Origin of the sequence: Bradyrhizobium sp. Ghvi (assembly GCF_900115265.1) — a bacterium.
In the GTDB taxonomy this organism is placed as follows: domain Bacteria; phylum Pseudomonadota; class Alphaproteobacteria; order Rhizobiales; family Xanthobacteraceae; genus Bradyrhizobium.
Genome location: NZ_FOVU01000001.1, coordinates 1,335,409 through 1,359,757, shown reverse-complemented (window position 1 = coordinate 1,359,757; position 24,349 = coordinate 1,335,409). Strand labels below are relative to the sequence as shown.

Below are 24,349 nucleotides of genomic sequence, written 5' to 3'. Positions count from 1 at the left end.
CGGGGCGCGCATAGCGCGAGCCCGGAATTCATCAGGCGGCAGAGTTGGCGGATGAATGGATTCCGGGTTCATGCTTCGCATGCCCCGGAATGACGGAGAGCTACAAAAAGCTCTGCGGATCGACGTCGACTTCGAGCTTCTGATTGCCGGTCGGCTTCGGGCACACCGCGAGCCAGTTGCGCAAATAGTCCGAGAGATCGAAACCCCGCGCCGATTTCACCAGGATGCGGAAGCGGTAGCGGCCCTTGATCACGGCGAGCGGGGCTTCGGCCGGGCCCAGCACCACGACGCGCTCGTCGCGCGGCGCAAGTGCAACGAGCTTGCGGCCAAGGCCTTCGGCGCTCGGACGATCGCCGGCGGAGATGATCAGGCTCGCGAGCCGGCCGAACGGCGGATAGAGCGTCTTCTCGCGCAGGTCGATCTCGCTGTCGTAGAAGGCCTCGCGGTCGCAGGCAATCAACGCCTTCATCACGGGATGATCGGGCTGATGCGTCTGCAGATAGCCGACACCGCGGCCCTGCTCGCGTCCGGCGCGGCCGATCACCTGGTTGAGCAATTGCCAGGTGCGTTCCGCCGCGCGCGGATCGCCGTTGGAAAGACCGAGATCGGCATCGATCACGCCGACGAGATTCAGCCGCGGAAAATTGTGCCCCTTGGCGACGAGTTGCGTACCGATGATGATGTCGACGCGCCCGTCGGCGATCTCCGCGAGCTCGCTGCGCATCGTCTCGATCGAGGTGATGAGATCGCTCGACAGCACCATGGTGCGGGCATCAGGGAAGAGCGCGGCCGCCTCCTCCTGCAAGCGCTCGACGCCCGGACCGACCGCAACCAGCGATTCCTCCGCTGCGCAATGCGGACAGGTCGGGGGCCGCGGCATCGAAAAACCGCAGTGATGGCAGACCAGGCGCTGGCGGAATCTGTGGTCGACCAGCCAGGCATCGCAGATGGTGCAGGCGAAGCGATGGCCGCAGGCGCGGCACAGCGTCAGCGGCGCATAACCGCGGCGGTTGAGGAACAATAGCGCCTGCTCGCGCCGCTCGATCGCAGTTCTGATTTCGCCGGCCAGGCGCGGCGAGATGTAGCGGCCACGCGCCGGCGGCTCGCGGCGCAGATCGATGGCCTCGATTTCAGGCATATGCTGGCCGCCGAAGCGCGAGGGCAGCGCGATGCGCTGATAGCGGTTCTTGCGCGCGTTGACCTCGGATTCGACCGACGGCGTGGCGGAGGCCAACACGATCGGGATCTTTGCGATATGCGCGCGCACCACCGCCATGTCGCGAGCGTGGTAATGCACGCCCTCGTCCTGCTTGTAGGCCTGGTCGTGCTCTTCATCGACGACGATGAGCCCGAGATTGGCGTAAGGCAGAAACAGCGCCGAACGCGCGCCGACCACGACCGGCGCGGTGCCTTCCGAGATTGCCGCCCAGTTGCGCGCGCGGGTGCGCGGGGTGAGTTCGGAATGCCACTCGATCGGGCGCACGCCAAAGCGCCGCGCGAAGCGATCGAGGAACTGGCCGGTCAGCGCGATCTCCGGCATCAGGATCAGCGACTGCTTACCGCGACGGATGGTTTCCGCCACCGCCTCGAAATAGACCTCGGTCTTGCCCGAGCCGGTGACGCCGTCGAGCAGCGCGACGTGGAAGGTGCCGTTGGCCGCGAGCGCGCGCATCGCATCGACGCCGGCGCGCTGGAGCGGCGAGAAATCCGGGCGGCCGAACTCGGGATCGGGGCGAGGTGGCGGGGGCGACGGCGGCATCGGCTCGACCGTCAGCGTGCCTTCATCGACGAGGCCGTCGATCACGCCGGCCGAGACGCCGGCTTCCTTGGCGGCCTCGGATTTGCCATGCAGCAGCCGGTCCGACAGCACCTCGATCACGCGCTGCCGCGCCGGCGTCAGGCGCCGCGGCGGATCGCCTGTCAGCCGGACGCCGGCGCGAACCCGCTCGGGGCCGAGGTTCTCGCCCATCCGCAGGCACATGCGCAGCACCATGCCGCGCGGGCTCAGCGTGTAATTGGCGACCCAGTCGACGACCGCACGCAGCTCGGGTTTCAGGGGCGCAACGTCGAGCTTCTCGCTGACCTCCTTGAGGCGGTTGTGCAGGCGTGGATCGGGATTGGCGTTTTCAGCCCAGACCACGGCGAGCACCTCGCGCGCGCCCAGCGGCACACCGACGAGATCGCCCGCCTTCAGCTCCATACCCGCAGGCACCTTGTAGGAATAGGTCTGGTCGAGCGCGACCGGCACCAGCACGTCGACCATGCGGGTCGCGTAGGTGGCGGCGGCGTTGCTGCGCGACGTGTGATCCATGAGGAGAGAATCGGAACCTTGCGGGAGTGAAGGCTAGCGCGCCGTCGGCACCTTAGCGAACAGTAAACCTGTGGGATGCGATATACTGTGCGGAATCATTCCGTCCAGAGCGCATGAGCAAAGCAGCCGCCCCCACAATCGAGCTCGCCAGCGCCGATCCCTCCATTGCCCAGGAGATGGCGCGCTGGCTGTCGCATCTCGGCGCCGAGCGGCGGCTGTCGCCGAAGACGCTAGAAGCCTATGGCCGCGACTTGCGGCAGTGCCTGGATTTCCTCTGCTCCCATTGGGACGAGCGCGTGACGCTGGAGCGCTTCGCCGCGCTCGAAGCCACCGACGTGCGCGCCTTCATGGCGATGCGCCGCGCCGACGATATTGCCGGCCGCTCCTTGATGCGCGCGCTCGCAGGCCTGCGCTCGTTCGGCCGCTTCCTCGAGCGCGAAGGCAAGGGCAAGGTCGGCGCACTCTCCGCCATCCGCGCACCCAAGGTGGCAAAGAGCCTGCCGAAGCCGCTGCCGATGGCATCGGCAAAACGTCTCGCGGACGCCGACGAGCGCGCCGGCGAGGAACGCGAGACCTGGATTCTGGTGCGCGACGCCGCGGTGATGGCGCTGCTCTATGGCTCGGGCCTGCGCATCTCCGAGGCGCTCGGCCTGAAGCGCCGCGAGGTGCCAAAGGCAGGGGAAGGCGATGTGCTCGTCGTCACGGGCAAAGGCAACAAGACCCGCATGGTGCCGGTGCTGCAAAACGTGCTGGCGCTGATCGACGAATATGTCGCGATGTGCCCGCATGCGCTCCCCGCCGACGGTCCAATCTTCGTCGGCGCGCGCGGCGGACCCTTGAGCCCGCGCATCATCCAGCTCGCCATGGAGCGGCTGCGCGGCGCGCTCGGCCTGCCCGACAGCGCCACACCGCACGCGCTGCGGCACTCCTTCGCCACGCATCTTTTATCGCGCGGCGGGGACTTACGCGCGATCCAGGAATTGCTCGGCCATTCCTCGCTCTCGACCACGCAAGTGTATACCGGCATCGATTCCGAGCGATTGCTGGAAGTCTATGCCAGCGCGCATCCAAGGCGGTAGATCAACCGACGCTCTCGTGCCCCGGACGCAGCGCAGCGCTGCTTCAGCGGTGCGTTGCTGAGCCGGGGCCCATTTCGCGGCAAATGACTGGGTCCCTGCTCAGCGTCGCAGCGTTGCACGCTGCGACGTGGCCGGGACACGTTAGCCGCTGACACACTCCCGTCATCACGCGCGTGCCTCTTGCGCAGGCCGCTCGGTTCAGTCAATCGTTGCGGAACCGCGACAGGAGGGATTCATGAGCGCACACGAAAGCATGGAGCACGCCGAGCATGCCGAGCACGCATCCGGCGAGAACAAGAAGATCGCTCTTCTGATCGCGGTGCTGGCGCTGTTCCTGGCAATCTCGGAAACGCTCGGCAAGGGCGCGCAGACCGAATCGATCAGCAAGAACGTCGAGGCCGCCAATCTCTGGGCCTTCTTCCAGGCCAAGAGCATCCGCCGCACCGTGGTGCAGACCGCCGCCGAGCAGGGCAAGCTGACACTGGGGGCTGCCACCGACGACGCCACGAAGGCGGCGGTGCAGAAGCAGATCGATGACTGGCAGAAGACCGCGGCCCGCTATCGCTCGGAGCCCGAGACCGGCGAAGGCACCGAGCAGCTTGCCGAGAAAGCCAAGGAAGCCGAGCACGAGCGCGACGAGGCGACGGCGAAGTATCATCACTTCGAGCTCGCCTCCGCTGCCTTCCAGATCGGCATCGTGCTGGCGTCAGCCACGATCATCACCGGCATGATCGCGCTCGCCTATGTCGGCGGCCTGCTGACGCTCGCCGGCATCGTCATGACCGCGCTCGGCCTGTGGTTGCCGCATCTGCTGCATTTGCATTGAGGGGCTGTTGCCAACGCCTCACTGCTAATTCCGTCATCCTGAGGTGCGACGGCCGCGATGCGACGCATAGCGGGCGGAGCCTCGAAGGATGAACGGCCACAGCTGCAACAGCGCGGAAGGAGTCGGGCCGTCGCCCTTCGAGGGCCGCTGAAGAAGCGGCCACCTCAGGGTGACGGTGACAGAGTGAACATCGCCCTCAGCGCGCTTCGTGCACGCTCTTGCGGAAGCGCTGGATCAGGCGGAACGTGCGCGAGGACCATCCTTCGCCGTTGCCTTTGATCAGCTCGCGGATGCGGCGCTTGACCGGCTCGACCAGTTCGGCCGCCTTGGCGCGAAGCCTCAAGACCAGCTCATAGAGCCGCTCGAACCAGTGCATCTCCAGCAGCTTGTCGCGTGTGACGTCGAACACGAAAGCGGTGACGCCGACGCCGAGCATCTTGGCGAACAGGATCGTGAAGACGGCGCTGGTCCAGTATTCGTGCGTGAGCAGCCACAGGCCGACCAGCTTGAGCGGAAACAGCGGGATGATCGGAACGGCGAAGACGATCAACGTCATCGCCGGCGACAGCGCATCGACACGCTCCGCCAGCCATGCCTTGAACCGGGCAAGCGGGATCAGTGCGACGACCTTGGCGACGATCGGCTCGAGATGGTCCCACAGCCAGGCTTCGATCAGGAAGATGATCGCCAGCAGGACCCAGACCGGTTGAAGAAGGCGGCGCAGCATATGATGTCCCGCCCGTTCGGCTCTGGGCACGAACCTACATATGGATGGCCCGCTTGCCGACTGCAAGCGCGGCTTCCTTCACGGCCTCCGAGCGGGTCGGATGTGCGTGGCAGGTGCGGGCGAGATCTTCCGCGCTGCCGCCAAACTCCATGAGAACGCAGGCCTCATGGATCATCTCGCCGGCCTCAATGCCGATGATGTGCACGCCGAGCACGCGATCGGTCTTCGCATCTGCGAGAATCTTCACGAAGCCATCAGTCGTCTGGTTGACCTTGGAGCGGCCGTTGGCGGTAAAGGGAAACTTCCCGACGGTATAAGCCACGCCCGCCTGCTTCAGCTCTTCCTCGGTTTTGCCGACGGAGGATACTTCCGGCGTGGTATACACGACGCCCGGGATCACGTCGTAATTCACGTGGCCGGCCTGGCCTGCGATGATCTCCGCAACCGCAACGCCCTCGTCCTCGGCCTTGTGCGCGAGCATCGGGCCGGCGACGACGTCGCCGATGGCATAGACGCTCTTCAGGCTGGTGGCGAAATGTGGGTCGATCTGCACGCGGCCGCGCGCGTCGAGCGCGACGCCGGCTTCCTTCAGGCCAAGACCATCGGTGTAGGGCACGCGGCCGATGCAGACCAGCACGACGTCGGCCTCCAGCGTCTCGGCCGCGCCGCCGGCGGCGGGCTCGATCGTCGCCTTCAGCATCTTGCCCGAACTGTCGACCGCGGTGACCTTGGCCCCGAGCTTGAACGCAAAGCCCTGCTTCTCGAGGATGCGCTGGAACTGCTTGGCGATCTCGCCGTCCATGCCGGGCAGGATGCGATCGAGGAATTCGACGACGACGACTTCGGCGCCAAGACGTTTCCACACCGAGCCGAGTTCGAGGCCGATCACGCCGGCGCCGACGATCAGGAGCTTGCCCGGGACCTTGTCGAGCGACAACGCGCCGGTCGAGGACACGATGCGCTTCTCGTCGATCTCGATGCCCTTGAGGCGCGCGATGTCGGAGCCGGTGGCGATGACGATGTTCTTGGTCTCGATTACCTGCGACTTGCCGTCGGCGGAGATCTCGACCTTGCCGGTCCCCAAGATCTTGCCGGTGCCCTTGAGCACGTCGACCTTGTTCTTCTTCATCAGGAACTCGACGCCCTTGACGTTGCCGTCGATGCCCTGCTGCTTGAAGTTCATCATCGCGGGTAGATCGAGCTTCGGCGCAGACACCGACACGCCCATCTTGGCGAAGGAGTGACCGGCCTCCTCGAACATCTCGGAGGCATGCAGCAGCGCCTTCGAGGGCATGCAGCCGACATTGAGGCAAGTGCCGCCGAGCGTGGCGTTCTTTTCGACCACGGCGACTTTCATGCCGAGCTGGCTGGCGCGCACCGCGCAGACATAACCGCCAGGTCCGGTGCCGATGACGACGAGATCGTAGGTAGCCATGAGAGAAAGTCCCGTAAGGTTAGGCGTGATGAGGTGTCAGCGTCCGCGCGGTGCGTCAGCGTCCGCCGGACACATCGAGAATGGCTGAGGTGACGTAAGAGGCATCGTCCGACATGAGCCAGACGATGGTGTTGGCGATTTCATCCGCGGTGCCGACGCGCTTCATCGGCACGAGATGGGCCAGGCGATGGGCGCGGTCGGGCTCGCCGCCGGCGGCGTGGATTTCAGTGTCGATCAGGCCGGGGCGGATCGCTGCGACGCGGATGCCTTCGGCTGCGACCTCATAGCCAAGGCCGATGGTGAAGGAATCGACCGCGCCCTTCGATGCGGCGTAGTCAACGTAAGTATTGGGCGAGCCGAGCTTGGCTGCGACCGACGACAGGTTGACGATGACGCCGCCCTTGCCGCCATGCTTGGTCGACATCCGCTTCACCGCCTCGCGTGCGCAGAGAATGGAGCCGGTGACGTTGACCGCCATCACGCGCTGGATCCGCTCGGCCGACATCTCGTCGACGCGCACGCCGCTCTGGCCGACGATGCCGCCATTGTTGACGAGCGCCCCGAGCGTGCCGAACTTGTCGGCTTCCCTGAACAGGTTGAGGATATCGCTTTCCTCGGCGACGTCGCATTTCACCGCGATCGCCTTGCCGTTGTTGGCCGCGATCTGCGCGACGACCTCGTCGGCGGCCTTCTTGTTGCTGGCATAGCCGACCACGACGCGATAGCCGCGCGCGGCCGCTGCGAGCGCGGTCGCCCGCCCGATGCCGCGGCTGCCGCCGGTGATGACAACGACCTTATCCGTCACATCAGCCTCCATGGTTCGACACGCGCCGTCGCTCACATGAGCGACGGCGCTCGCAGAGCACTAGGGATCAGAGATCGAGCACCAGGCGCGCCGGATCTTCCAGGCTCTCCTTGACGCGAACCAGGAAGGTGACGGCTTCCTTGCCGTCGATCACGCGGTGATCGTAGGACAGCGCCAGATACATCATCGGGCGGACCTCGATCTTGCCGCCGACGACCATCGGGCGATCCTGGATCTTGTGCATGCCGAGGATGCCGGACTGCGGCGCGTTCAGGATCGGGGTCGACATCAACGAGCCGTAGATGCCGCCATTGGTGATGGTGAAGGTCCCGCCCTGCATCTCGTCGATCTTGAGCTGACCGTCACGGGCGCGGCGGCCGAAATCGGCGATGCCCTTCTCGATGTCGGCGATCGACTTGTGGTCGCAGTCGCGCACGACGGGCACGACGAGGCCCTTGTCGGTGCCGACGGCGACGCCGATGTGGTAGTAGTTCTTGTAGATCAGGTCGGTGCCGTCGATCTCGGCGTTGACGGCCGGGATGTCCTTCAGCGCCTGCACGACGGCCTTGGTGAAGAAGCCCATGAAGCCGAGCTTCGAGCCATGCTTCTTCTCGAACGCATCCTTGTAGTGGGCACGCAAGGCCATGACGTTGGTCATGTCGACCTCGTTGAAGGTCGTCAGCATGGCCGCGGTGTTCTGCACGTCCTTGAGGCGGCGCGCGATGGTCTGGCGCAGGCGGGTCATCTTGACGCGCTCTTCGCGGGCTGCGTCATCGGCCGGCGACGGCGCGCGAACCTGCACGGCGGCGGCGGGCTGGTTGACCGGGGTCGGTGCGGAGGCCGCACGCTCGATCGCGGCGAGCATGTCGCCCTTGGTGACGCGGCCGTCCTTGCCGGAGCCGGGAACGGTCGAGGCGTCGATGCCGGTCTCGGCCGACAGCTTGCGCACGGACGGCGCGAGCGGCGCATCGGCCGGCGGCGCCTTTGCGGCGGGAGCAGCAGCCGGCGCGGCGGCAGCAGGTGCCGGGGCAGCAGCGGGCTTGGCGGGCGCGGCAGCGGGCTTCGCAGCGCCGGCACCGTCGGTGATCTGGCCAAGCAGCGCACCGACCGCAACGGTCGCGCCGTCGGCGGCGATGATCTCGCTCAGCGTGCCCGCGGAAGGCGCCGGGACTTCGATGGTGACCTTGTCGGTCTCGAGCTCCACCAAGGGCTCATCGACGGCGACGGGATCGCCAGCCTTCTTGAACCAGCGGCCGATGGTGGCCTCGGTGACGGATTCGCCGAGCGTCGGCACACGAATTTCAGTCATGGTCTTTTCCTCAAGGGGATCGCAGTCGCGGACAGGAATTCATAGGTCAGGCCCCGCCTGGTGCGCCATTGCGCACGGGGGGCGGGGCATCCAGTACTCCGCAACGTTCGTTCTGATCACGAATTTCACGGCGTACTGGATTGCCCGCCTTCGCGGGCAATGACAGGCTTTAAAAAACTTCAGCTCAACGCTTCGTCCAGGAACGCCTTCAGCTGCGCCTGATGCTTGGACATCAGACCCGTGGCGGTCGCAGCGGAAGCGGCGCGGCCGACATAACGCGGACGCCGGCTCGCGCCGTTCACCTGGTTCAGCACCCATTCCAGATAGGGCTCGATGAAGTGCCAGGCGCCCATGTTGCGCGGCTCTTCCTGGCACCAGATCACTTCGGCCTTCTTGAAGCGGGACAGCTCGGCCACCAGCGCCTTCAGCGGCACCGGATAGAGCTGCTCGACGCGCATCAGATAGATGTCGTCGATGCCGCGCTTCTCGCGCTCTTCGTAAAGGTCGTAATAGACCTTGCCGGAGCAGAGCACGATGCGACGGATCTTCTCGTCGGGGACGAGCTTGATCGCCTCGTTCGGCAGCATCTGGGCGTCATCATAGAGGATGCGGTGGAAGGTCGTTCCCTTCGCCAGCTCCTCGAGACGCGACACCGCCCGCTTGTGACGGAGCAGCGACTTCGGCGTCATCATGATCAGCGGCTTGCGGATCTCGCGATGCAGCTGGCGGCGCAGCACGTGGAAGTAGTTCGCCGGCGTGGTCGGGTAGACCACCTGCATGTTGTCTTCCGCGCACATCTGCAGGTAACGCTCGAGGCGCGCCGATGAGTGTTCCGGACCCTGGCCTTCATAGCCGTGCGGCAGAAGGCAGACGAGACCGGACATGCGCAGCCATTTGCGCTCGCCCGAAGAGATGAACTGGTCAAACACGACCTGTGCACCGTTGGCGAAGTCGCCGAACTGGGCTTCCCAAAGAGTGAGCGTGTTCGGCTCGGCGAGCGAGTAGCCGTATTCGAAGCCGAGCACCGCTTCTTCCGACAGCAGCGAGTTGATGACCTCGTAATGGCCCTGCTCGTTGCCGAGATGGTTGAACGGCGTGTAGCGGCTCTCGTCTTCCTGGTCGATCAGCACGGAGTGGCGCTGCGAGAAGGTGCCGCGCTCCGAATCCTGGCCCGACAGGCGGACGTGGTGGTTTTCCTGGAGCAGCGTGCAGAACGCCAGCGCTTCGCCGGTCGCCCAGTCGATGCCGGCACCGGTGTCAATCGCCTTGGCGCGGTTGTCGAGGAAGCGCTGGATGGTGCGGTGAACGCGGAAACCATCCGGCACCTTGGTGATCTTGCGGCCGATGTCCTTCAGAACGGGAAGATCGACGCCGGTGACGCCGCGTCGCGCATCCTCTTCCTGGTCGGCGATCTTGAAGCCGGACCACTTGCCGTCGAGCCAGTCGGCCTTGTTCGGCTTGTAGGAGGTGCCGGCCTCGAACTCGGCGTCGAGCCGCGCACGCCAGTCGGCCTTCAGCTTGTCGACTTCCCCCTCGGTGACCACGCCTTCGGCGACCAGGCGCTTGGCGTAGAGCGTGAGGGTCGAGGGATGGGCCCCGATCCGCTTGTACATCACCGGTTGGGTGAAAGCCGGCTCATCGCCTTCGTTGTGGCCGTAGCGGCGATAGCACCACATGTCGATGACGACGGGCTTGTGGAACTTCTGCCGGAATTCGGTCGCGACCTTCGCGGCAAACACCACGGCTTCCGGATCGTCGCCGTTCACGTGGAAGATCGGCGCGTCGATCATCTTCGCCACGTCAGACGGATAGGGCGAGGAGCGCGAGTAGCGCGGATAGGTGGTGAAGCCGATCTGGTTGTTGACGATGAAGTGCACGGAGCCGCCGGTGCGATAGCCCTTCAGATCGGAGAGACCGAAGCATTCCGCGACCACGCCCTGGCCGGCGAAGGCGGCGTCGCCATGCATCAAGAGCGGCATCACGGAGATGCGCATGTCAGGCGGATCGCCGTGCTGGTCCTGCTTGGCCCGGACCTTGCCGAGCACGACGGGATCGACGATCTCGAGATGCGAGGGGTTGGCAGTCAGCGACAGATGGATGCGGTTGCCGTCGAACTCGCGGTCCGAGGAGGCGCCGAGGTGATACTTGACGTCGCCCGAGCCTTCGACCGCGTCGGGATTGGCCGAGCCGCCCTTGAACTCGTGGAACAGCGCGCGGTGCGCCTTGCCCATCACCTGCGTCAGCACGTTGAGGCGGCCGCGATGCGGCATGCCCAGCACGATTTCCTTCACACCGAGATTGCCGCCGCGCTTGATGATTTGCTCGAGCGCGGGGATCAGGGCTTCACCGCCGTCGAGGCCGAAGCGCTTGGTGCCGGTGAACTTGGTGTCGCAGAACTTTTCGAAGCCCTCGGCCTCGACCAGCTTCATCAGGATGGCGCGCCGGCCTTCGCGGGTGAACGAGATCTCCTTGTCGGGTCCCTCGATGCGCTCCTGGATCCAGGCCTTCTGCGCGGCGTTGCTGATATGCATGAATTCGACGCCGAGCGTCTGGCAGTAGGTGCGCTCGCAGATCGCGGTGATCTCGCGCAAGGTGCCGTATTCGAGGCCGAGCACGTGATCGAGGAAGATCTTGCGGTCGAAATCGGCCTCGGTGAAACCGTAGGTGCGCGGGTCGAGCTCTTCGCGGTTGCGGGGGGCTTCGATGCCGAGCGGATCGAGCTTGGCGTGAAAATGACCGCGCATGCGGTAGGAGCGGATCAGCATCAGCGCGCGGACGGAGTCGCGCGTGGCCTGGAGCAGGTCGGCGGAGGAAATATCGGCGCCCTTCGCCTGCGCCTTCGCGGCGATCTTGCCGCCGACCGCTTTCTCCACCTGGGCCCAATTGCCGTCGAGGGCGGAGGTCAGGTCATCCTGCGGCGTCAGCGGCCAGTTGTCCCGCTCCCAGGACGGGCCTTCCGCATTCTTGCTGATGTCGGCAGGCGGGTCGTTCAGGCTCTTGAAGAACTCCTGCCACTCGGCGTCGACCGAGGAGGGGTCCTTCTGGTAGCGGGCGTAGATTTCGTCGATGTAGGCGGCGTTGGTGCCCTGCAAAAATGAGGACAGGGCAAAGGCTGCGTTCGCGTCCTGGCGAGACATACTGGGTTCCTGGCGATTTCGGTTCGCGCATAACAAACGGCGCTGGCGCCGAGCTCCCCCGACAGGGCTCGACGCGACAGGCACCCTTTACCCTATTTGCTGCGAAACTTCGCCCGGAAAAGTACGAAGAAGTGAATTAGCCTTTCAACTTTTCGGCAAGCGTATGGCCGAGGCGGGCGGGCGACGGGGACACTGTAATCCCTGCCGATTTCATCGCTTCGGTTTTGGAACCGGCATCGCCCTTGCCGCCCGAGATGATCGCACCGGCATGACCCATGCGGCGGCCGGGAGGTGCGGTGACGCCGGCGATGAAGCCGACCATCGGCTTCTTGCGGCCGCGCTTGGCTTCGTCCTTGAGGAACTGGGCGGCGTCCTCCTCGGCGGAACCGCCGATCTCGCCAATCATGATGATCGACTCGGTCTTGGGGTCGGCCAGGAGCATTTCCAGGACGTCGATGAACTCGGTGCCCTTGACCGGATCGCCGCCGATGCCGACCGCGGTGGTCTGGCCGAGCCCTTCCTGGGAGGTCTGGAACACGGCTTCATAGGTCAGCGTGCCCGAGCGGGAGACGATGCCGACCGAACCGGTCTTGAAGATGTTGGCGGGCATGATGCCGATCTTGCACTCGCCGGCGGTCATGACACCGGGGCAGTTCGGCCCGATCAGGCGCGACTTGGAGCCGGCGAGCGAGCGCTTCACACGCACCATGTCGATGACGGGAATGCCTTCGGTGATGCAGACGATCAGCGGGATCTCGGCGTCGATGGCTTCGCAGATCGCGTCCGCTGCGCCCGGCGGCGGCACGTAGATCACCGACGCGTCGGCGCCGGTCTTCTCGCGCGCTTCGCGCACGGTGTCGAACACCGGCAGGCCAAGATGCGTCGCGCCGCCTTTGCCCGGCGAGGTGCCGCCGACCATCTTGGTGCCATAGGCGATCGCGGCTTCGGAGTGGAAGGTGCCGTTCTTGCCGGTGAAGCCCTGGCAGATGACCTTGGTGTTCTTGTCGATCAGGATGGACATGAGACGAGCCTGCTTTCGTGGAGTTCAGTTACCTGGCCGGATGACGGCTATTTGATGTGGCTGTTTAATCGAAAGAGTAACCGCCGAAGAAGATTTCGTGCGGCTCGCCCTTTTCGAAAATGACTGTGTAGACCGCCGATCCGCGTTCGATGCGATCCCACATTCGCTTGTTGGTCGCGACCTGTTCGCGCGTCGGATTCGGCGTTCCGAACAGACGCTCGACGTCGGGCGGAGCCAACGGAAAGGCCGTCATGAATGGCATTCCACTTCCATCGAAGGGCGCGGGCGCGACTTGCGCGATATCGAGGATGGATCGGGTACCGGATTCGTCACACTGCTCCATGACCTCCTCGATCGAAGCATGCCTCGCACCGGGCACGGGCGCAGAGATATCGACTGGAAAGGTCGGAAAAGGCATCACAGGATTGTAGCGACCTGCCTTGAATTCGCGCTCCCGCAACTTCTGCAGCGCTGCACCAAAATCGTCCTCATACGGAACGAAATACCAGTATGGATGTGCTCCCATGGATTCGTCCTAATGCACCCGGCGGTAGACGCCGGTGAGCACGTCGGCCCAGCCTTCCGCGTCCGGCGAGAACTGGATCTTCAACGAATAGCAGTCGTCGTCGATGATTTCATAGACGTGGCGCGCATTGCCGCGGAGCGAGCCGCGCACCAGCGTCAGGGTCTTGCCGACCCACCCGCCCGAGGCGGGCGAGGGCGGCGTGTAGCCGAGCGAATCGTACCAGAACAATTTGTAGGTCCGGTCGTCGCGGTCGAAAGTGAAGAGGCCGTGGGTGGCAAAGCTCTGCTTGCCCTCACGCATCTGGACCGTGTCCTGGATCAGATAGAATCCATTGAGATCCAAGCGCGCGACGACATGCGACGTGGCCGGCCCGCCTTCCGTCCAGCGCGACGGAAAGACCGTCTCTTCGCCATTCCATTCGCCGGCGAACGCGGCGAGACGCGCATGCTCTGCAAGTGGAGATGATGCGGAGAGATGGTCCTGGGCCATGGCCTTAGCCTCCCTTGACGGCCTTCACGATCTTCTGCGCGGCGTCGTCGAGATTGTCCGCCGGCACCACGTTGAGGCCGGATTCGCGGATGATCTTCTTGCCGAGTTCGACATTGGTGCCTTCGAGGCGAACCACCAGCGGCACGCTGAGACCGACCTCGCGCACCGCAGCGGTGACGCCCTCGGCGATCACGTCGCACTTCATGATGCCGCCGAAGATGTTGACCAGGATGCCCTTCACGTTGGGATCGGCAGTGATGATCTTGAACGCGGCCGCGACCTTCTCCTTGCTGGCGCTGCCGCCGACGTCGAGGAAGTTCGCCGGCGCCATGCCGTAGAGCTTGATGATGTCCATCGTCGCCATGGCAAGACCGGCGCCGTTGACCATGCAGCCGATATTGCCGTCGAGCGCGACGTAGTTGAGGTCGTACTTCGATGCCTCGATTTCCTTGGCGTCTTCCTCCGTCTCGTCGCGCAGCGCGAGCACCTCAGGGTGCCGGAACAGCGCGTTGTCGTCGAATGACACCTTGGCGTCGAGCACGCGGAGCTGGCCCTGCTTGGTCACGACCAGCGGGTTGATCTCCAGCATCGACATGTCCTTGGCGACGAAGGCCGCATAGAGCTGCGCGGTAAGCTTCTCGGCCTGCTTGGCGAGATCACCGGAGAGCTTCAGCGCCTTGGCGACGGTGCGGCCGTGATGACCCATGACGCCGGTGGCGGGATCGACCGAGAAGGTCACGATCTTCTCGGGGCTGTTATGGGCAACGTCCTCGATGTTGACGCCGCCTTCGGTCGAGACGACGAAGGAGACGCGCGAGGTTTCGCGGTCGACCAGGATCGAGAGATAGAATTCCTTGTCGATGTCGGAGCCGTCCTCGATGTAGAGGCGGTTGACCTGCTTGCCGGCGGGTCCGGTCTGCACGGTCACCAACGTGGCACCGAGCATCTGCTTGGCGAATTCGGCAACCTCAGCGGCCGACTTGGCGATGCGGACGCCGCCCTTGTCGCCGGCCGAGGCTTCCTTGAACTTGCCCTTGCCGCGGCCGCCGGCATGGATCTGGCTCTTAACGACCCAGACGGGGCCTGGCAGGGCCATGGCTGCGGCGTCTGCATCAGAGGCGCTCAGGACCGGTACGCCCTTGGAGATGGGCACGCCGAACTCATTCAGCAGCGCTTTGGCCTGATATTCATGGATATTCATATGGTCGCTCCCTGAACCCGCGGGCGGTGACCCCTCAAGGCCCACCTCAGTCTTGTGGCTGGCATACCATATACCACATGAACTGCAACCCGGATTCTTTGACATCAAAATCCTGGACCAGACCCACCCCGGTCAGCAGGGTCCGGAAATGAAACCGCCGAAGACCGGGTTTCGATCTTCGGCGGGGAATTTTCGCGCTTAGCGGCCGAGAAGATCGGGCGCGATCTTCTTGCAGGCATCGACGAGGCCCTGCACCGCACCGACCGACTTGTCGAAGGCTTCGCGGTCCTTGCCGGCGAGCTCGATCTCGACGACGCGCTCGACGCCCTTGGAGCCGATCACGACCGGCACGCCGACATACATGTCCTTCACGCTGTATTCGCCGTTCAGATACGCGGCGCAGGGAAGCACGCGCTTCTTGTCACGCAGATAGCTCTCCGCCATCGCAATCGCGGAAGCGGCCGGGGCGTAGAAGGCCGAGCCGGTCTTGAGCAGGTTGACGATCTCGGCGCCGCCGTTGCGGGTACGATCGACGATCTCGTCGAGACGCGCCTGCGAGGTCCAGCCCATCTTGACGAGGTCGGGTAGCGGAATGCCGGCGACGGTGGAGTACTTCACCAGCGGCACCATGGTGTCGCCATGGCCGCCGAGCACGAAGGCGGTGACGTCTTCGACGGAGACGTTGAACTCGTCGGCCAGGAAGTAGCGGAAGCGCGCGGAGTCGAGCACGCCGGCCATACCGACGACTTTCTTGTGCGGCAGGCCGCTAGCCTTCTGCAGCGCCCAGACCATGGCGTCGAGCGGGTTGGTGATGCAGATGACGAAGGCGTCGGGCGCGTACTTCTTGATGCCAGCACCGACCTGCTCCATGACTTTCAGGTTGATGGAGAGGAGATCGTCGCGGCTCATGCCGGGCTTGCGCGGCACGCCGGCGGTGACGATGCAGACCTTGGCGTTGTCGAGCGCTTCGTAGGAGTTGGCGCCGGAATAGTTCGCGTCAAAACCGTCGACCGGCGAGGACTGCGCGATGTCGAGCGCCTTGCCCTGCGGCACGCCCTCGGCGATGTCGAACATCACGACGTCGCCCAGTTCTTTCAGGCCGATGAGGTGAGCCAGCGTTCCGCCGATCTGGCCGGAGCCAATCAAAGCAATCTTGTCGCGCGCCATGTGAACCTGTCCTTTAGACACGTAAGGAGGGGAAAACTGAGAGGGTGGTTATCCCTTTCGCCTCCCCCGTTCAAGTCGGTGGATGCCCATTTGTCGGGCTTGGCGCGATAGCAGCCAGCATACCCCGTCTGTCATTCCGGGGTGCGCCGACAGGCGCAGGCCCGGAATCCATCGGGCGACAGAGATCGAGGCGCGACGGATTCCGGGCTCGCGCTTCGCGCACCCCGGAATGACAGCGCTGGCAAATAGGACTTAAGTCTCCACCAGACCCTTGGTGGAGCCGCTGGCGGTGGAATCCTTGCGGCCGTGAGCGAGCGCCAGATAGGATTCCGAGCTCATCTCGATCAGGCGCGAGGCGGTCCGCTTGAACTCCATGGCCTCGTTGCCCTCGGTGGCAAGATAGAGCGAGATCGGATTGGCGTCTGCGGAGGCCATCAGCTTCACGGCATTGTCATAGAGCGTGTCGATCAGCGTGATGAATCGCTTGGCGGCGTTGCGCTGGGAGAAGTCCATCACTGGAATATGGTCGACCAGGATGGTGTGATAGTCATGCGCCAGCCTGAGGTAGTCGGATGCACCTAACGGCTTCTCGCAGAGATCGGCGAACGAAAATCGCGCCACGCCATGGGCCGCGCACGGCACGTGCAGGGTGCGGCCCTTGATCTTTATGTCGTGCGACTTGCATTTGGCGTTGCCGGTCATCTTCGCCCAGGCGCGGTCGAGCGCGACGTCGGCATCGCCGTCAGCCGGCGTCAGCCACATCGGCACGCCCTGAAGTTTTTCCAGCCGGAAGTCAGTGCGCGCATCGAGCCGCGAGACGTCCATGTGCTCGGTGATCTGCTTGATGAAAGGCAGGAACAGCGCGCGGTTCAAACCGCCCTTGTAGAGATCGTCAGGCGCGACGTTTGAGGTCGCGACCACGATGGTACCGAGCTCGAAGAGTTTTGCGAACAGCCGCCCGAGGATCATCGCGTCGGCGATGTCGGTGACGTGGAATTCGTCGAAGCAGAGCAGCCAGCTTTCCTCGAAGATCGCATTCGCCGTCAGCGCGATGACGTCGCCGTCAGGGATCTGTCCGCGCGCGATGCTCTGGCGATAATCGTAGATGCGCTCGTGCACGTCGGCCATGAATTCGTGGAAATGCGCGCGGCGCTTGTGCTCGACATTCGAGTGCTGGAAGAACAGGTCCATCAGCATGGTCTTGCCGCGGCCGACCTCGCCATGGATGTAGAGCCCGCGCGGCGCCTCGTCCTTGTCGCTGCTGAACAGGCGGGCGAGCAGGCCCTGCTTGCGCTTGGGACTGTAGTTCGCGAGCCGCAGATCCAGCGCCGTATAGGCCTCGGCGACTTCGGCTTGAGCAGCATCCGGCTCGATCGCGCCGGACGCGATCTGGGCCTGGTATGCATCGCTGAAGGAAGAATTCGGGGTGGAGAGCATCGCTCTTTACCGCCAGAGACCGGCGGAAATTGCAAGCCGTCAATTGGTGGACGGGCTATGCGTTCCGTGTCCCGGACGCGCTGCGGCACGGAGTGACGCTGCGCAGAGCCGGGACCCACCATCTCGTATCTCGTCCATCAACATCGTGGAGGATGGCCCCGGCTCGGCAGTGCACCACGTCGTGGCGCGCTGCGTCCGGGGCACGAGAGCGGTGCTACTCACACAGCTCGTAGGCGTCCTCGACCACGTAGGGGCCGCCGCCGGTCGATGCGCGCGAGGAGAACAGCACGAACCGCTCCGCCATGAACGCCTTGCTGGGGAAGTAGCCTCGGATCGAGAGATAGTCGGCGACATCGCGGTCGGAGGCGTCGTGCAGCCGGGCCAGCGTGACATGCGGGATATATTTGCGCCCCTCCGGATCGAGGCCGATCCGCTGCATCATGCGTTCGAGCTCGGCCTGCAATTCCATCAGCGGCTTGCTCGGTGCGATCGTCGCGACGACGGCTCTCGGCTTGCGGCCGCCGAAGCTCGTCAGCCCCTGCACCTTGACCTCGAACGGCTTGCGATCGACGCGAAACAGCATCGATGCGATCTCGTTGGCGGAGGCGCCGTCGATATCGCCGATGAAGCGCAATGTGACGTGATAATTTTCGGGGTCGATCCACCGGGCGCCGGGAAGGCCGCCCCTAAGATTGGAAAGCGACTGGCCGATCTCGGCCGGAATTTCCAGACCAGTGAACAAACGCGGCATCGTTTCGCACTCCCGATGCTTGGGTACGGTCCCTTGGAAGCAAGGACCCTATCCAAATTAGAGCCGGCGACGAATCACCGGTACCCTGATTCCTATCGCAGTTGTGTGACTCTGCGAAGCATCACGCGCCTCGTCCCGGGAAAACCCTGGGAGTTAGGGTTAGCGCTGCCTGTTTTTCAACGCCGATGCTCGTTGATGGTGCCAAGGAATGCCTCGACGGTGGGCAGCATCCTGCTGACGACAATGTCGACGCCTTCAGCGGTCGGGTGAATGCCGTCGGCCTGGTTGAGCTTGGCGTCGGCCGCAACACCGTCGAGGAAGAACGGATAGAGCGGCACGTCGAACTGTTTCGCCAGATCCGGATAAATCGAATTGAAGCGCGCGCCATAGTCGGCGCCGAAATTCGGCGGCGCCAGCATGCCACATAACATCAAGGCGATCTTGCGCGCCTTGAGACGCTGAACGATGTCGGTCAGCGCCGCCCGCGTCAAGTCGGGGTCGATGCCGCGCATCGCATCATTGGCGCCGAGCTCGAGGATCACGCCGTCGGTTCCATCGGGCACCGACCAGTCGAGCCGGTCGCGACCGCCGGACGAGGTGTCGCCCGACACGCCGGCGTTGGTCATCTCAACCTCTATGCCCTTGGCCTGCAAGGCTTTTTGAAGCTTCGCCGGGAACGCATCCTGGGCCGGAAGGCCAAGACCGGCGCTCAGGGAATCGCCGAGAACGACGAGCTTGATCGGTTTTGTCGTTTCGGCCCGAGCCGGATGGGCGAGCGTCATCAAAGCGAACATCAACACGGCTATGTGCATGAACAATCCGTAACGCCCCTCGACCGCGCGTGCGGACTTGCCATATGACCGGACCATGGACAGTCGCATCGAATCCTCTTCGCTCGCCGGCACCGTGCCGGACACCATCGCCATCTCCGACGTCAATCTCTCATTGGGTACGGGAGCGGCACGCGTTCACATCCTCAAGGATATCAGCCTGCGCGTCGGCTCGGGGGAGACGATCGGCCTGATCGGCCCGTCAGGCTCGGGCAAATCCACGCTGCTGATGGTGATGGCGGGGCTGGAGCGTCCTGATAGCGGAGAGGTGGTGGTGTCAGGCACCCGTTTCAATGCCCTCGACGAGGATGCGCTGGCGCGCTTTCGCGGCCGCCAGATCGGCATCGTCTTCCAATCCTTCCATCTGATCCCGACCATGACCGCGCTGGAGAACGTCGCAGTGCCGCTCGAGCTCGCCGGCAATCCCGACGCCGGCAAGCGCGCAGCCGAGGAGCTGCAATCGGTCGGGTTGGGTGATCGCCTGCATCATTATCCGACGCAGCTCTCCGGCGGCGAACAGCAGCGCGTCGCGCTCGCGCGGGCACTGGCGCCCGATCCCGCCATTCTCGTCGCCGACGAGCCGACCGGCAATCTCGATGAGACCACTGGCAAGCAGATCATCGATCTCTTGTTCACTAAGCACGCCGAGCGCGGCATGACGCTGGTTCTGGTCACGCACGATTCCTCGCTCGCGCATCGCTGCGATCGCGTGATCCGCCTGCGCTCAGGCCGCATCGACACGCAGACGACCAACGCATGAGCGTCGCCGTCGAACCGTTGGCGAAGCCGAACGGCGTCGCGCTGTCGCTGCGCTATGCCTTGCGCGAATTGCGCGGAGGCCTGCGCGGCTTCTACGTCTTCATCGCCTGCATCGCGCTCGGCGTGATGGCAATCGCCGGCGTCGGTTCGGTGTCGGCGAGCCTCTCCGATGGTCTCGCGCGCGAGGGACGCACGCTGCTCGGCGGCGACGTCTCCTTCGTGCTGTTCCAGCGCGAGGCGAAACCGGAAGAGGTTGCGTTCCTGCGCTCGCGCGGGACCGTCTCGACGGCGGCCACTCTGCGCGGCATGGCGCGCTCGGCCGAGGGCAAGCTGGCACTGGTCGAGATGAAGGCGGTCGATGACACCTATCCGATGCTCGGGCAGCTGACATTGGCGCCACAGCTGCCGCTGAGCGACGTGCTCGCGGAGCGCGACGGTGCGTTTGGCGCGGCTGCCGATCCGGCGCTGCTGGCGCGGCTGTCACTCAAGATCGGCGACCGCGTCACCATCGGCTCTGCGACCTTCCAGATCCGCGCGAGCGTCGAGGCCGAGCCCGACAAACTCGCCGGCGGCATCGGCTTTGGTCCGCGCTTTTTGATCAGCCAGGCGGCCTTGCGTGCCACCGGGCTGATCCAGCCCGGCAGCCTGGTGCGCTGGGTCTACCGCGTGAAGCTGCCTGACACCGCCAACAGCGATCGCGCCAGCGACGCCTTCATCGCTGATGCCCGCAACGCGGCGCCGCAGGCCGGCTGGGAGGTACGCAGCCGCTCCAACGCCTCGCCGCAGCTCGAACGAAATATCGGCCGCTTCACCCAATTCCTGACCCTGGTCGGCCTTGCAGCGCTGTTGGTCGGCGGCGTCGGTGTCGCCAACGCGGTGAAGAGCCATATCGACCGCCGGCTCGAAGTGATCGCGGCGTTCAAGGCCGTCGGCGCTACCGGTCGCGACGTGTTCCGTATTTATCTCGCGCAGGTGATCCTGCTGGCCGCGATCGGCTCGGTGATCGGGCTGGCGCTCGGCGCAGCGATGCCGTTTGCGATCGTCGGCCTGTTCGGCAAGCTGCTGCCGCTGCCGGTGGTGCCGGCGGTGCATGAGGGCGAGCTCGCGCTCTCCTTCGTCTATGGCCTGCTGACCGCGCTGGCCTTCGGCCTGTGGCCGCTCGGACGCGTGCACGACGTGCCGGTCGCCGCGCTGTTCCGCGACACCGTCGCGGCCGAATGGCACCGGCCGCGCGCGAGTTATCTCGTCTTCATGGGCGTCGTCGTGGCCCTGCTCGTCGCGGTCGTGATCGGGTTGTCCTTCGACAAGCGCATCGCGGCGGTGTTCGTGGTCTCCTCCGTCGTCGTATTCGCGGTGCTGCGCGGTGTCGCCGCCGTGCTGATGGCGATCGCGCGGCGGCTGCCGCGCAGCCGCTTCACCATGCTGCGGCTGGCGATCGCCAACATCCACCGGCCGGGCGCGCTGACGCCCTCGGTCGTGCTCTCACTGGGGCTCGGCCTCGCGGTGCTCGTCACCATCACCCAGATCGACGGCAATCTGCGCCGGCAGTTCCTCGCCGCGCTGCCCGATCGCGCTCCCTCCTTCTACTTCATCGATATTCCGAGCACGCAGGCCGCAGCGTTCGACGATTACCTGCGCCAGGTCGCCCCTGGCGCGAAGGTCGAGGACGTGCCGATGCTGCGCGGGCGTATCGTCGCCGCCCGTGGCGTGCGCGCCGAGGACCTCAAACCGTCGACCGATTCCGAATGGGTGCTTCAGAGCGACCGCGGCCTCACCTACACCGGCGAGGTGCCGAAAGGCTCCAAGGTGGTCGAGGGCGAATGGTGGAGCGCCGACTATTCCGGTCCGCCGCTGGTCTCGATGGAGAAGAAGATCGCCGACGGCCTTGGCCTCAAGCTCGGCGACGAAGTCGTGGTCAACGTGCTCGGCCGCGACATCCCGGCGAAAATCGGCAATCTGCGCACCATCGACTGGCAGGGGCTCGGCATCAATTTCGTGCTGGTGTTCTCGCCCAACGCCTTCAAGGGCGCGCCGCACACCCACATTGCGACGCTGACCGAGACCGGCGGCGATGCTGCGAGCGACGGACAGATCATCAGGCAGGTGGCCGACGCCTATCCGATGGTGACGAGCGTGCGCGTGCGCGAGGTGATGGAGACGGTCGGCTCGGTCGTGACCAACCTCGCACTCGCCATCCGCGGCGCCAGCGCCGTGACCCTGATCTCGGCGATCCTTGTCCTCGGCGGGGCGCTCGCCGCCGGCCATCGCCACCGGGTCTATGACGCGGTGATCCTGAAGACGCTCGGCGCGACGCGGCTGCGGCTGCTCGGCGCCTATGCGCTCGAATATCTCCTGATCGGACTTGCCACCGCCGTCTTCGGCGTGATCGCCGGCAGCATCGCAGCCTGGATGATCGTGACGCGGCTGATGACGCTGAGCTTCGTCTGGCAGGGTGCAAGCGCCGCCGGCGTGGTGGCGGCCGCCCTGGTCGTCACCGTCGGACTGGGACTCGCCGGCACGCTGCTGGCGTTGAACAAAAAGCCCGCCACAGTGTTGCGGAATTTGTGACAAAAGGTAGCGGATGCCGGCGCGGGACCGGAATCGCACGATTCCTGCGATTAACCACGTCTGCTTGTCAGGCTGTCGTCAGGAAGGCGCGCGGAGGGCGACATTCGGCCGCGCGTGGACGGTTGCAGCGGATGTGTTAGTTTCCCACATATCGAGTGGGTTCGGAGCCCCGATTGTTAGCCAAAATTAATGTCGGCGGGCATCGGTATCCGAGATAGAATTTGACGAACCGGCGGCATGGTGACCCCTATGCCGGACCGGACCAACCAACGGGAATTCGACCATGTCGGACCTCAACCGTAACTACGCTTCTCCTTTCGGCAGGGCCGCCGGGCGTGTTGACGCCGCGACGGTCGATGCCGGTCTGCGCGCCTACATGCTGCGCATTTACAATTACATGAGCATTGGCCTGGCCATCACCGGCCTTGCTGCGCTCGGTGTCTATATGGCGGCCGTGACCGACGTCCCGACGGCGGACGCTGTGCGCGTCGGCAAGATCTTCCTGACGCCGTTCGGCTATGCGATGTTCGTCAGCCCCCTGAAGTGGCTGTTCATGCTCGCGCCGCTCGCGATGGTGTTCGTGATCTCGGCGGGCATCAACCGCCTGGCACCCTCCACCGCCCAGATCCTGTTCTGGGTGTTCTCGGCGCTGATGGGTGTCTCGCTGTCGTCGATCTTCCTGGTGTTCACGCATACCTCGATCGTGCGGGTGTTCTTCATCACCGCGGCGACCTTCGGTGCGTTGAGCCTCTACGGCTACACCACCAGACGTGACATGACCGGCATGGGCTCGTTCCTGTTCATGGGCCTGATCGGCATCATCATCGCGAGCCTGGTGAACCTGTTCCTGGCGAGCTCTGCGCTGCAGTTCATCGTCTCGGTGGGCGGCGTTCTGGTATTCGCAGGCCTCACCGCCTGGGACACCCAGCGGCTGAAGAACGACTACATCTACGGCTACGCCTCGGCCGGCGGTGACATCGCAGAGCGCGCGGCCATCACCGGCGCACTGTCGCTGTACTTGAACTTCATCAACCTGTTCACGCTGCTGCTGCAGCTCCTCGGCCAGCGCGATTAGGCGCTAGACCCGAGGGAACAGACACGAACCCCGGCCGAAAGGCCGGGGTTTTTTGTTTGCGCCACGTACATGCCCCGCGCCCGCTGTCGTCGCCCGGCCTTGACCGGGCGATCCAGTACTCCGAGACGTCAGTGATTTATCGAGAAGCCGCGGCGTACTGGATGCCCCGCCTTCGCGGGGCATGACGACGGAGAAAGTGGAGGCTGCGCTCGCAACGACGGGTGTGGAAGCATCGTTGCCCCTTCCAGCCGCTCCGGGAAAGCTCTAGTCTTCCCCCATGTCCGCACCCGAAATCAGGCCCACCCTCGAGGCCGACCTCCCCGCCATCACCGCGATCTACCAGCAGGCCGTCCGCGAGGGCACCGCGACGTTCGAGCTGGAGCCGCCCGACCTCACCGAAATGACGCGCCGCTATCGCGCGCTGGTCGACGGGGGCTACCCCTATTTCGTCGCCATCCTCGACGGCCGCGTCGCCGGCTACGCCTATGCCGGAGCCTATCGGCCCCGTCCGGCCTATCGCTTCACGGTCGAGAACTCGATCTATCTCGACCCCAGCTTCCACCGCCGCGGCATCGGGTCGTTGCTGCTGGAGCGGCTGATAAGGGAATGCGAGGCGCGCGGCTTCCGCCAGATGATCGCAGTGATCGGCGATTCCGCCAATGCCGGCTCGATCGGCGTGCATACCAGAGGCGGCTTCAAGATGATCGGCACGCATCCGAATGTCGGCCTGAAATTCGGCCGCTGGCTGGATACGGTGATGATGCAGCGCGATCTCGGCGAGGGCGCGACGACGCTGCCGGCGAAGTAGGATTCCTGCTTGTCATTCCGGGGCGCGACGAAGTCGAGAGCCCGGAATCCATTCATCCAGCGTCTGTGTCGTTCAATGGATTCCGGGC

At 64.8% G+C, this 24,349-nt stretch carries 20 protein-coding genes; 6 read left to right on the top strand and 14 right to left on the bottom strand.

Features of this window, described 5'->3' with window-relative positions; all coding sequences use genetic code 11:
- Window positions 1-100: 100 nt before the first annotated feature.
- Complete coding sequence (locus BM374_RS06425) at window positions 101-2,311, bottom strand: primosomal protein N' (RefSeq protein WP_092289982.1); 2,211 nt, start codon at window positions 2,309-2,311, stop codon at window positions 101-103.
- A 113-nt stretch (window positions 2,312-2,424) separates the two neighbouring features.
- Between BM374_RS06425 and BM374_RS06420 the strand changes: the two genes are divergently transcribed.
- Both BM374_RS06420 and BM374_RS06415 read left to right on the top strand, forming a co-directional pair.
- Entirely contained in the window at window positions 2,425-3,390 is a 966-nt protein-coding gene (locus tag BM374_RS06420; protein ID WP_092289981.1) for a tyrosine recombinase XerC, read from the top strand.
- Between the two features lie 235 nt (window positions 3,391-3,625).
- A complete protein-coding gene (locus BM374_RS06415; RefSeq protein ID WP_092289978.1) occupies window positions 3,626-4,216 on the top strand; it encodes a DUF4337 domain-containing protein in 591 nt (196 codons plus the stop codon).
- A 196-nt stretch (window positions 4,217-4,412) separates the two neighbouring features.
- Here BM374_RS06415 and BM374_RS06410 read toward each other — a convergent pair whose 3' ends face one another.
- From BM374_RS06410 to BM374_RS06350, 13 genes are all read right to left on the bottom strand, one after another.
- A complete protein-coding gene (locus tag BM374_RS06410; RefSeq protein WP_092289975.1) occupies window positions 4,413-4,943 on the bottom strand; it encodes a hypothetical protein in 531 nt (176 codons plus the stop codon).
- 34 nt (window positions 4,944-4,977) lie between these two features.
- Window positions 4,978-6,378: a dihydrolipoyl dehydrogenase gene (gene lpdA / locus BM374_RS06405; RefSeq protein WP_092289974.1), complete on the bottom strand. Its 1,401-nt coding sequence runs from the start codon at window positions 6,376-6,378 to the stop codon at window positions 4,978-4,980.
- 55 nt (window positions 6,379-6,433) lie between these two features.
- Window positions 6,434-7,195: an SDR family oxidoreductase gene (locus tag BM374_RS06400; protein ID WP_092289973.1), complete on the bottom strand. Its 762-nt coding sequence runs from the start codon at window positions 7,193-7,195 to the stop codon at window positions 6,434-6,436.
- A 55-nt stretch (window positions 7,196-7,250) separates the two neighbouring features.
- Entirely contained in the window at window positions 7,251-8,492 is a 1,242-nt protein-coding gene (gene odhB / locus BM374_RS06395) for a 2-oxoglutarate dehydrogenase complex dihydrolipoyllysine-residue succinyltransferase (RefSeq protein WP_092289972.1), read from the bottom strand.
- A 179-nt stretch (window positions 8,493-8,671) separates the two neighbouring features.
- Window positions 8,672-11,629, bottom strand: a complete 2,958-nt coding sequence (locus tag BM374_RS06390) for a 2-oxoglutarate dehydrogenase E1 component (RefSeq protein ID WP_092289971.1) — start codon at window positions 11,627-11,629, stop codon at window positions 8,672-8,674.
- Window positions 11,630-11,765: 136 nt separating this feature from the next.
- Window positions 11,766-12,650: a succinate--CoA ligase subunit alpha gene (gene sucD, locus BM374_RS06385; protein ID WP_092289970.1), complete on the bottom strand. Its 885-nt coding sequence runs from the start codon at window positions 12,648-12,650 to the stop codon at window positions 11,766-11,768.
- A gap of 64 nt (window positions 12,651-12,714) precedes the next feature.
- Window positions 12,715-13,176, bottom strand: coding sequence for a hypothetical protein (locus BM374_RS06380; RefSeq protein WP_092289969.1), 462 nt, complete (start codon window positions 13,174-13,176; stop codon window positions 12,715-12,717).
- Window positions 13,177-13,185: 9 nt separating this feature from the next.
- On the bottom strand, window positions 13,186-13,665 hold the full coding sequence (locus BM374_RS06375; RefSeq protein WP_092289962.1) for a DUF1579 family protein: 480 nt from the start codon (window positions 13,663-13,665) through the stop codon (window positions 13,186-13,188).
- A 4-nt stretch (window positions 13,666-13,669) separates the two neighbouring features.
- Window positions 13,670-14,866, bottom strand: a complete 1,197-nt coding sequence (gene sucC / locus BM374_RS06370; RefSeq protein ID WP_092289960.1) for an ADP-forming succinate--CoA ligase subunit beta — start codon at window positions 14,864-14,866, stop codon at window positions 13,670-13,672.
- Between the two features lie 198 nt (window positions 14,867-15,064).
- Window positions 15,065-16,033 (bottom strand): malate dehydrogenase, encoded by a 969-nt coding sequence (mdh, locus tag BM374_RS06365; RefSeq protein WP_092289958.1) that lies wholly within the window; start codon window positions 16,031-16,033, stop codon window positions 15,065-15,067.
- Window positions 16,034-16,285: 252 nt separating this feature from the next.
- Window positions 16,286-17,470, bottom strand: coding sequence for a cell division protein ZapE (gene zapE / locus BM374_RS06360; RefSeq protein WP_092289956.1), 1,185 nt, complete (start codon window positions 17,468-17,470; stop codon window positions 16,286-16,288).
- Between the two features lie 214 nt (window positions 17,471-17,684).
- Window positions 17,685-18,221 carry an RNA 2',3'-cyclic phosphodiesterase gene (gene thpR / locus BM374_RS06355; RefSeq protein WP_025032850.1) on the bottom strand — a complete coding sequence of 179 codons (537 nt, stop codon included), beginning with the start codon at window positions 18,219-18,221 and terminating at the stop codon, window positions 17,685-17,687.
- 176 nt (window positions 18,222-18,397) lie between these two features.
- On the bottom strand, window positions 18,398-19,033 hold the full coding sequence (locus BM374_RS06350; protein WP_177248150.1) for an arylesterase: 636 nt from the start codon (window positions 19,031-19,033) through the stop codon (window positions 18,398-18,400).
- Between the two features lie 55 nt (window positions 19,034-19,088).
- Here BM374_RS06350 and BM374_RS06345 point away from each other — a divergent pair, with 55 nt between their 5' ends.
- The 4 genes from BM374_RS06345 (at window position 19,089) to BM374_RS06330 (ending at window position 24,261) form a co-directional block, all read left to right on the top strand.
- The gene (locus tag BM374_RS06345; RefSeq protein ID WP_092289951.1) at window positions 19,089-19,811 is read left to right on the top strand and encodes an ABC transporter ATP-binding protein; all 723 of its coding nucleotides are present in this window, start codon (window positions 19,089-19,091) and stop codon (window positions 19,809-19,811) included.
- Complete coding sequence (locus BM374_RS06340; RefSeq protein ID WP_092289948.1) at window positions 19,808-22,378, top strand: ABC transporter permease; 2,571 nt, start codon at window positions 19,808-19,810, stop codon at window positions 22,376-22,378. The genes BM374_RS06345 and BM374_RS06340 overlap by 4 nt, the downstream gene beginning before the upstream one ends.
- 283 nt (window positions 22,379-22,661) lie before the next feature.
- A complete protein-coding gene (locus BM374_RS06335; RefSeq protein ID WP_092289946.1) occupies window positions 22,662-23,453 on the top strand; it encodes a Bax inhibitor-1/YccA family protein in 792 nt (263 codons plus the stop codon).
- Between the two features lie 277 nt (window positions 23,454-23,730).
- The gene (locus tag BM374_RS06330) at window positions 23,731-24,261 is read left to right on the top strand and encodes a GNAT family N-acetyltransferase (RefSeq protein WP_092289944.1); all 531 of its coding nucleotides are present in this window, start codon (window positions 23,731-23,733) and stop codon (window positions 24,259-24,261) included.
- Window positions 24,262-24,349 lie beyond the last annotated feature (88 nt).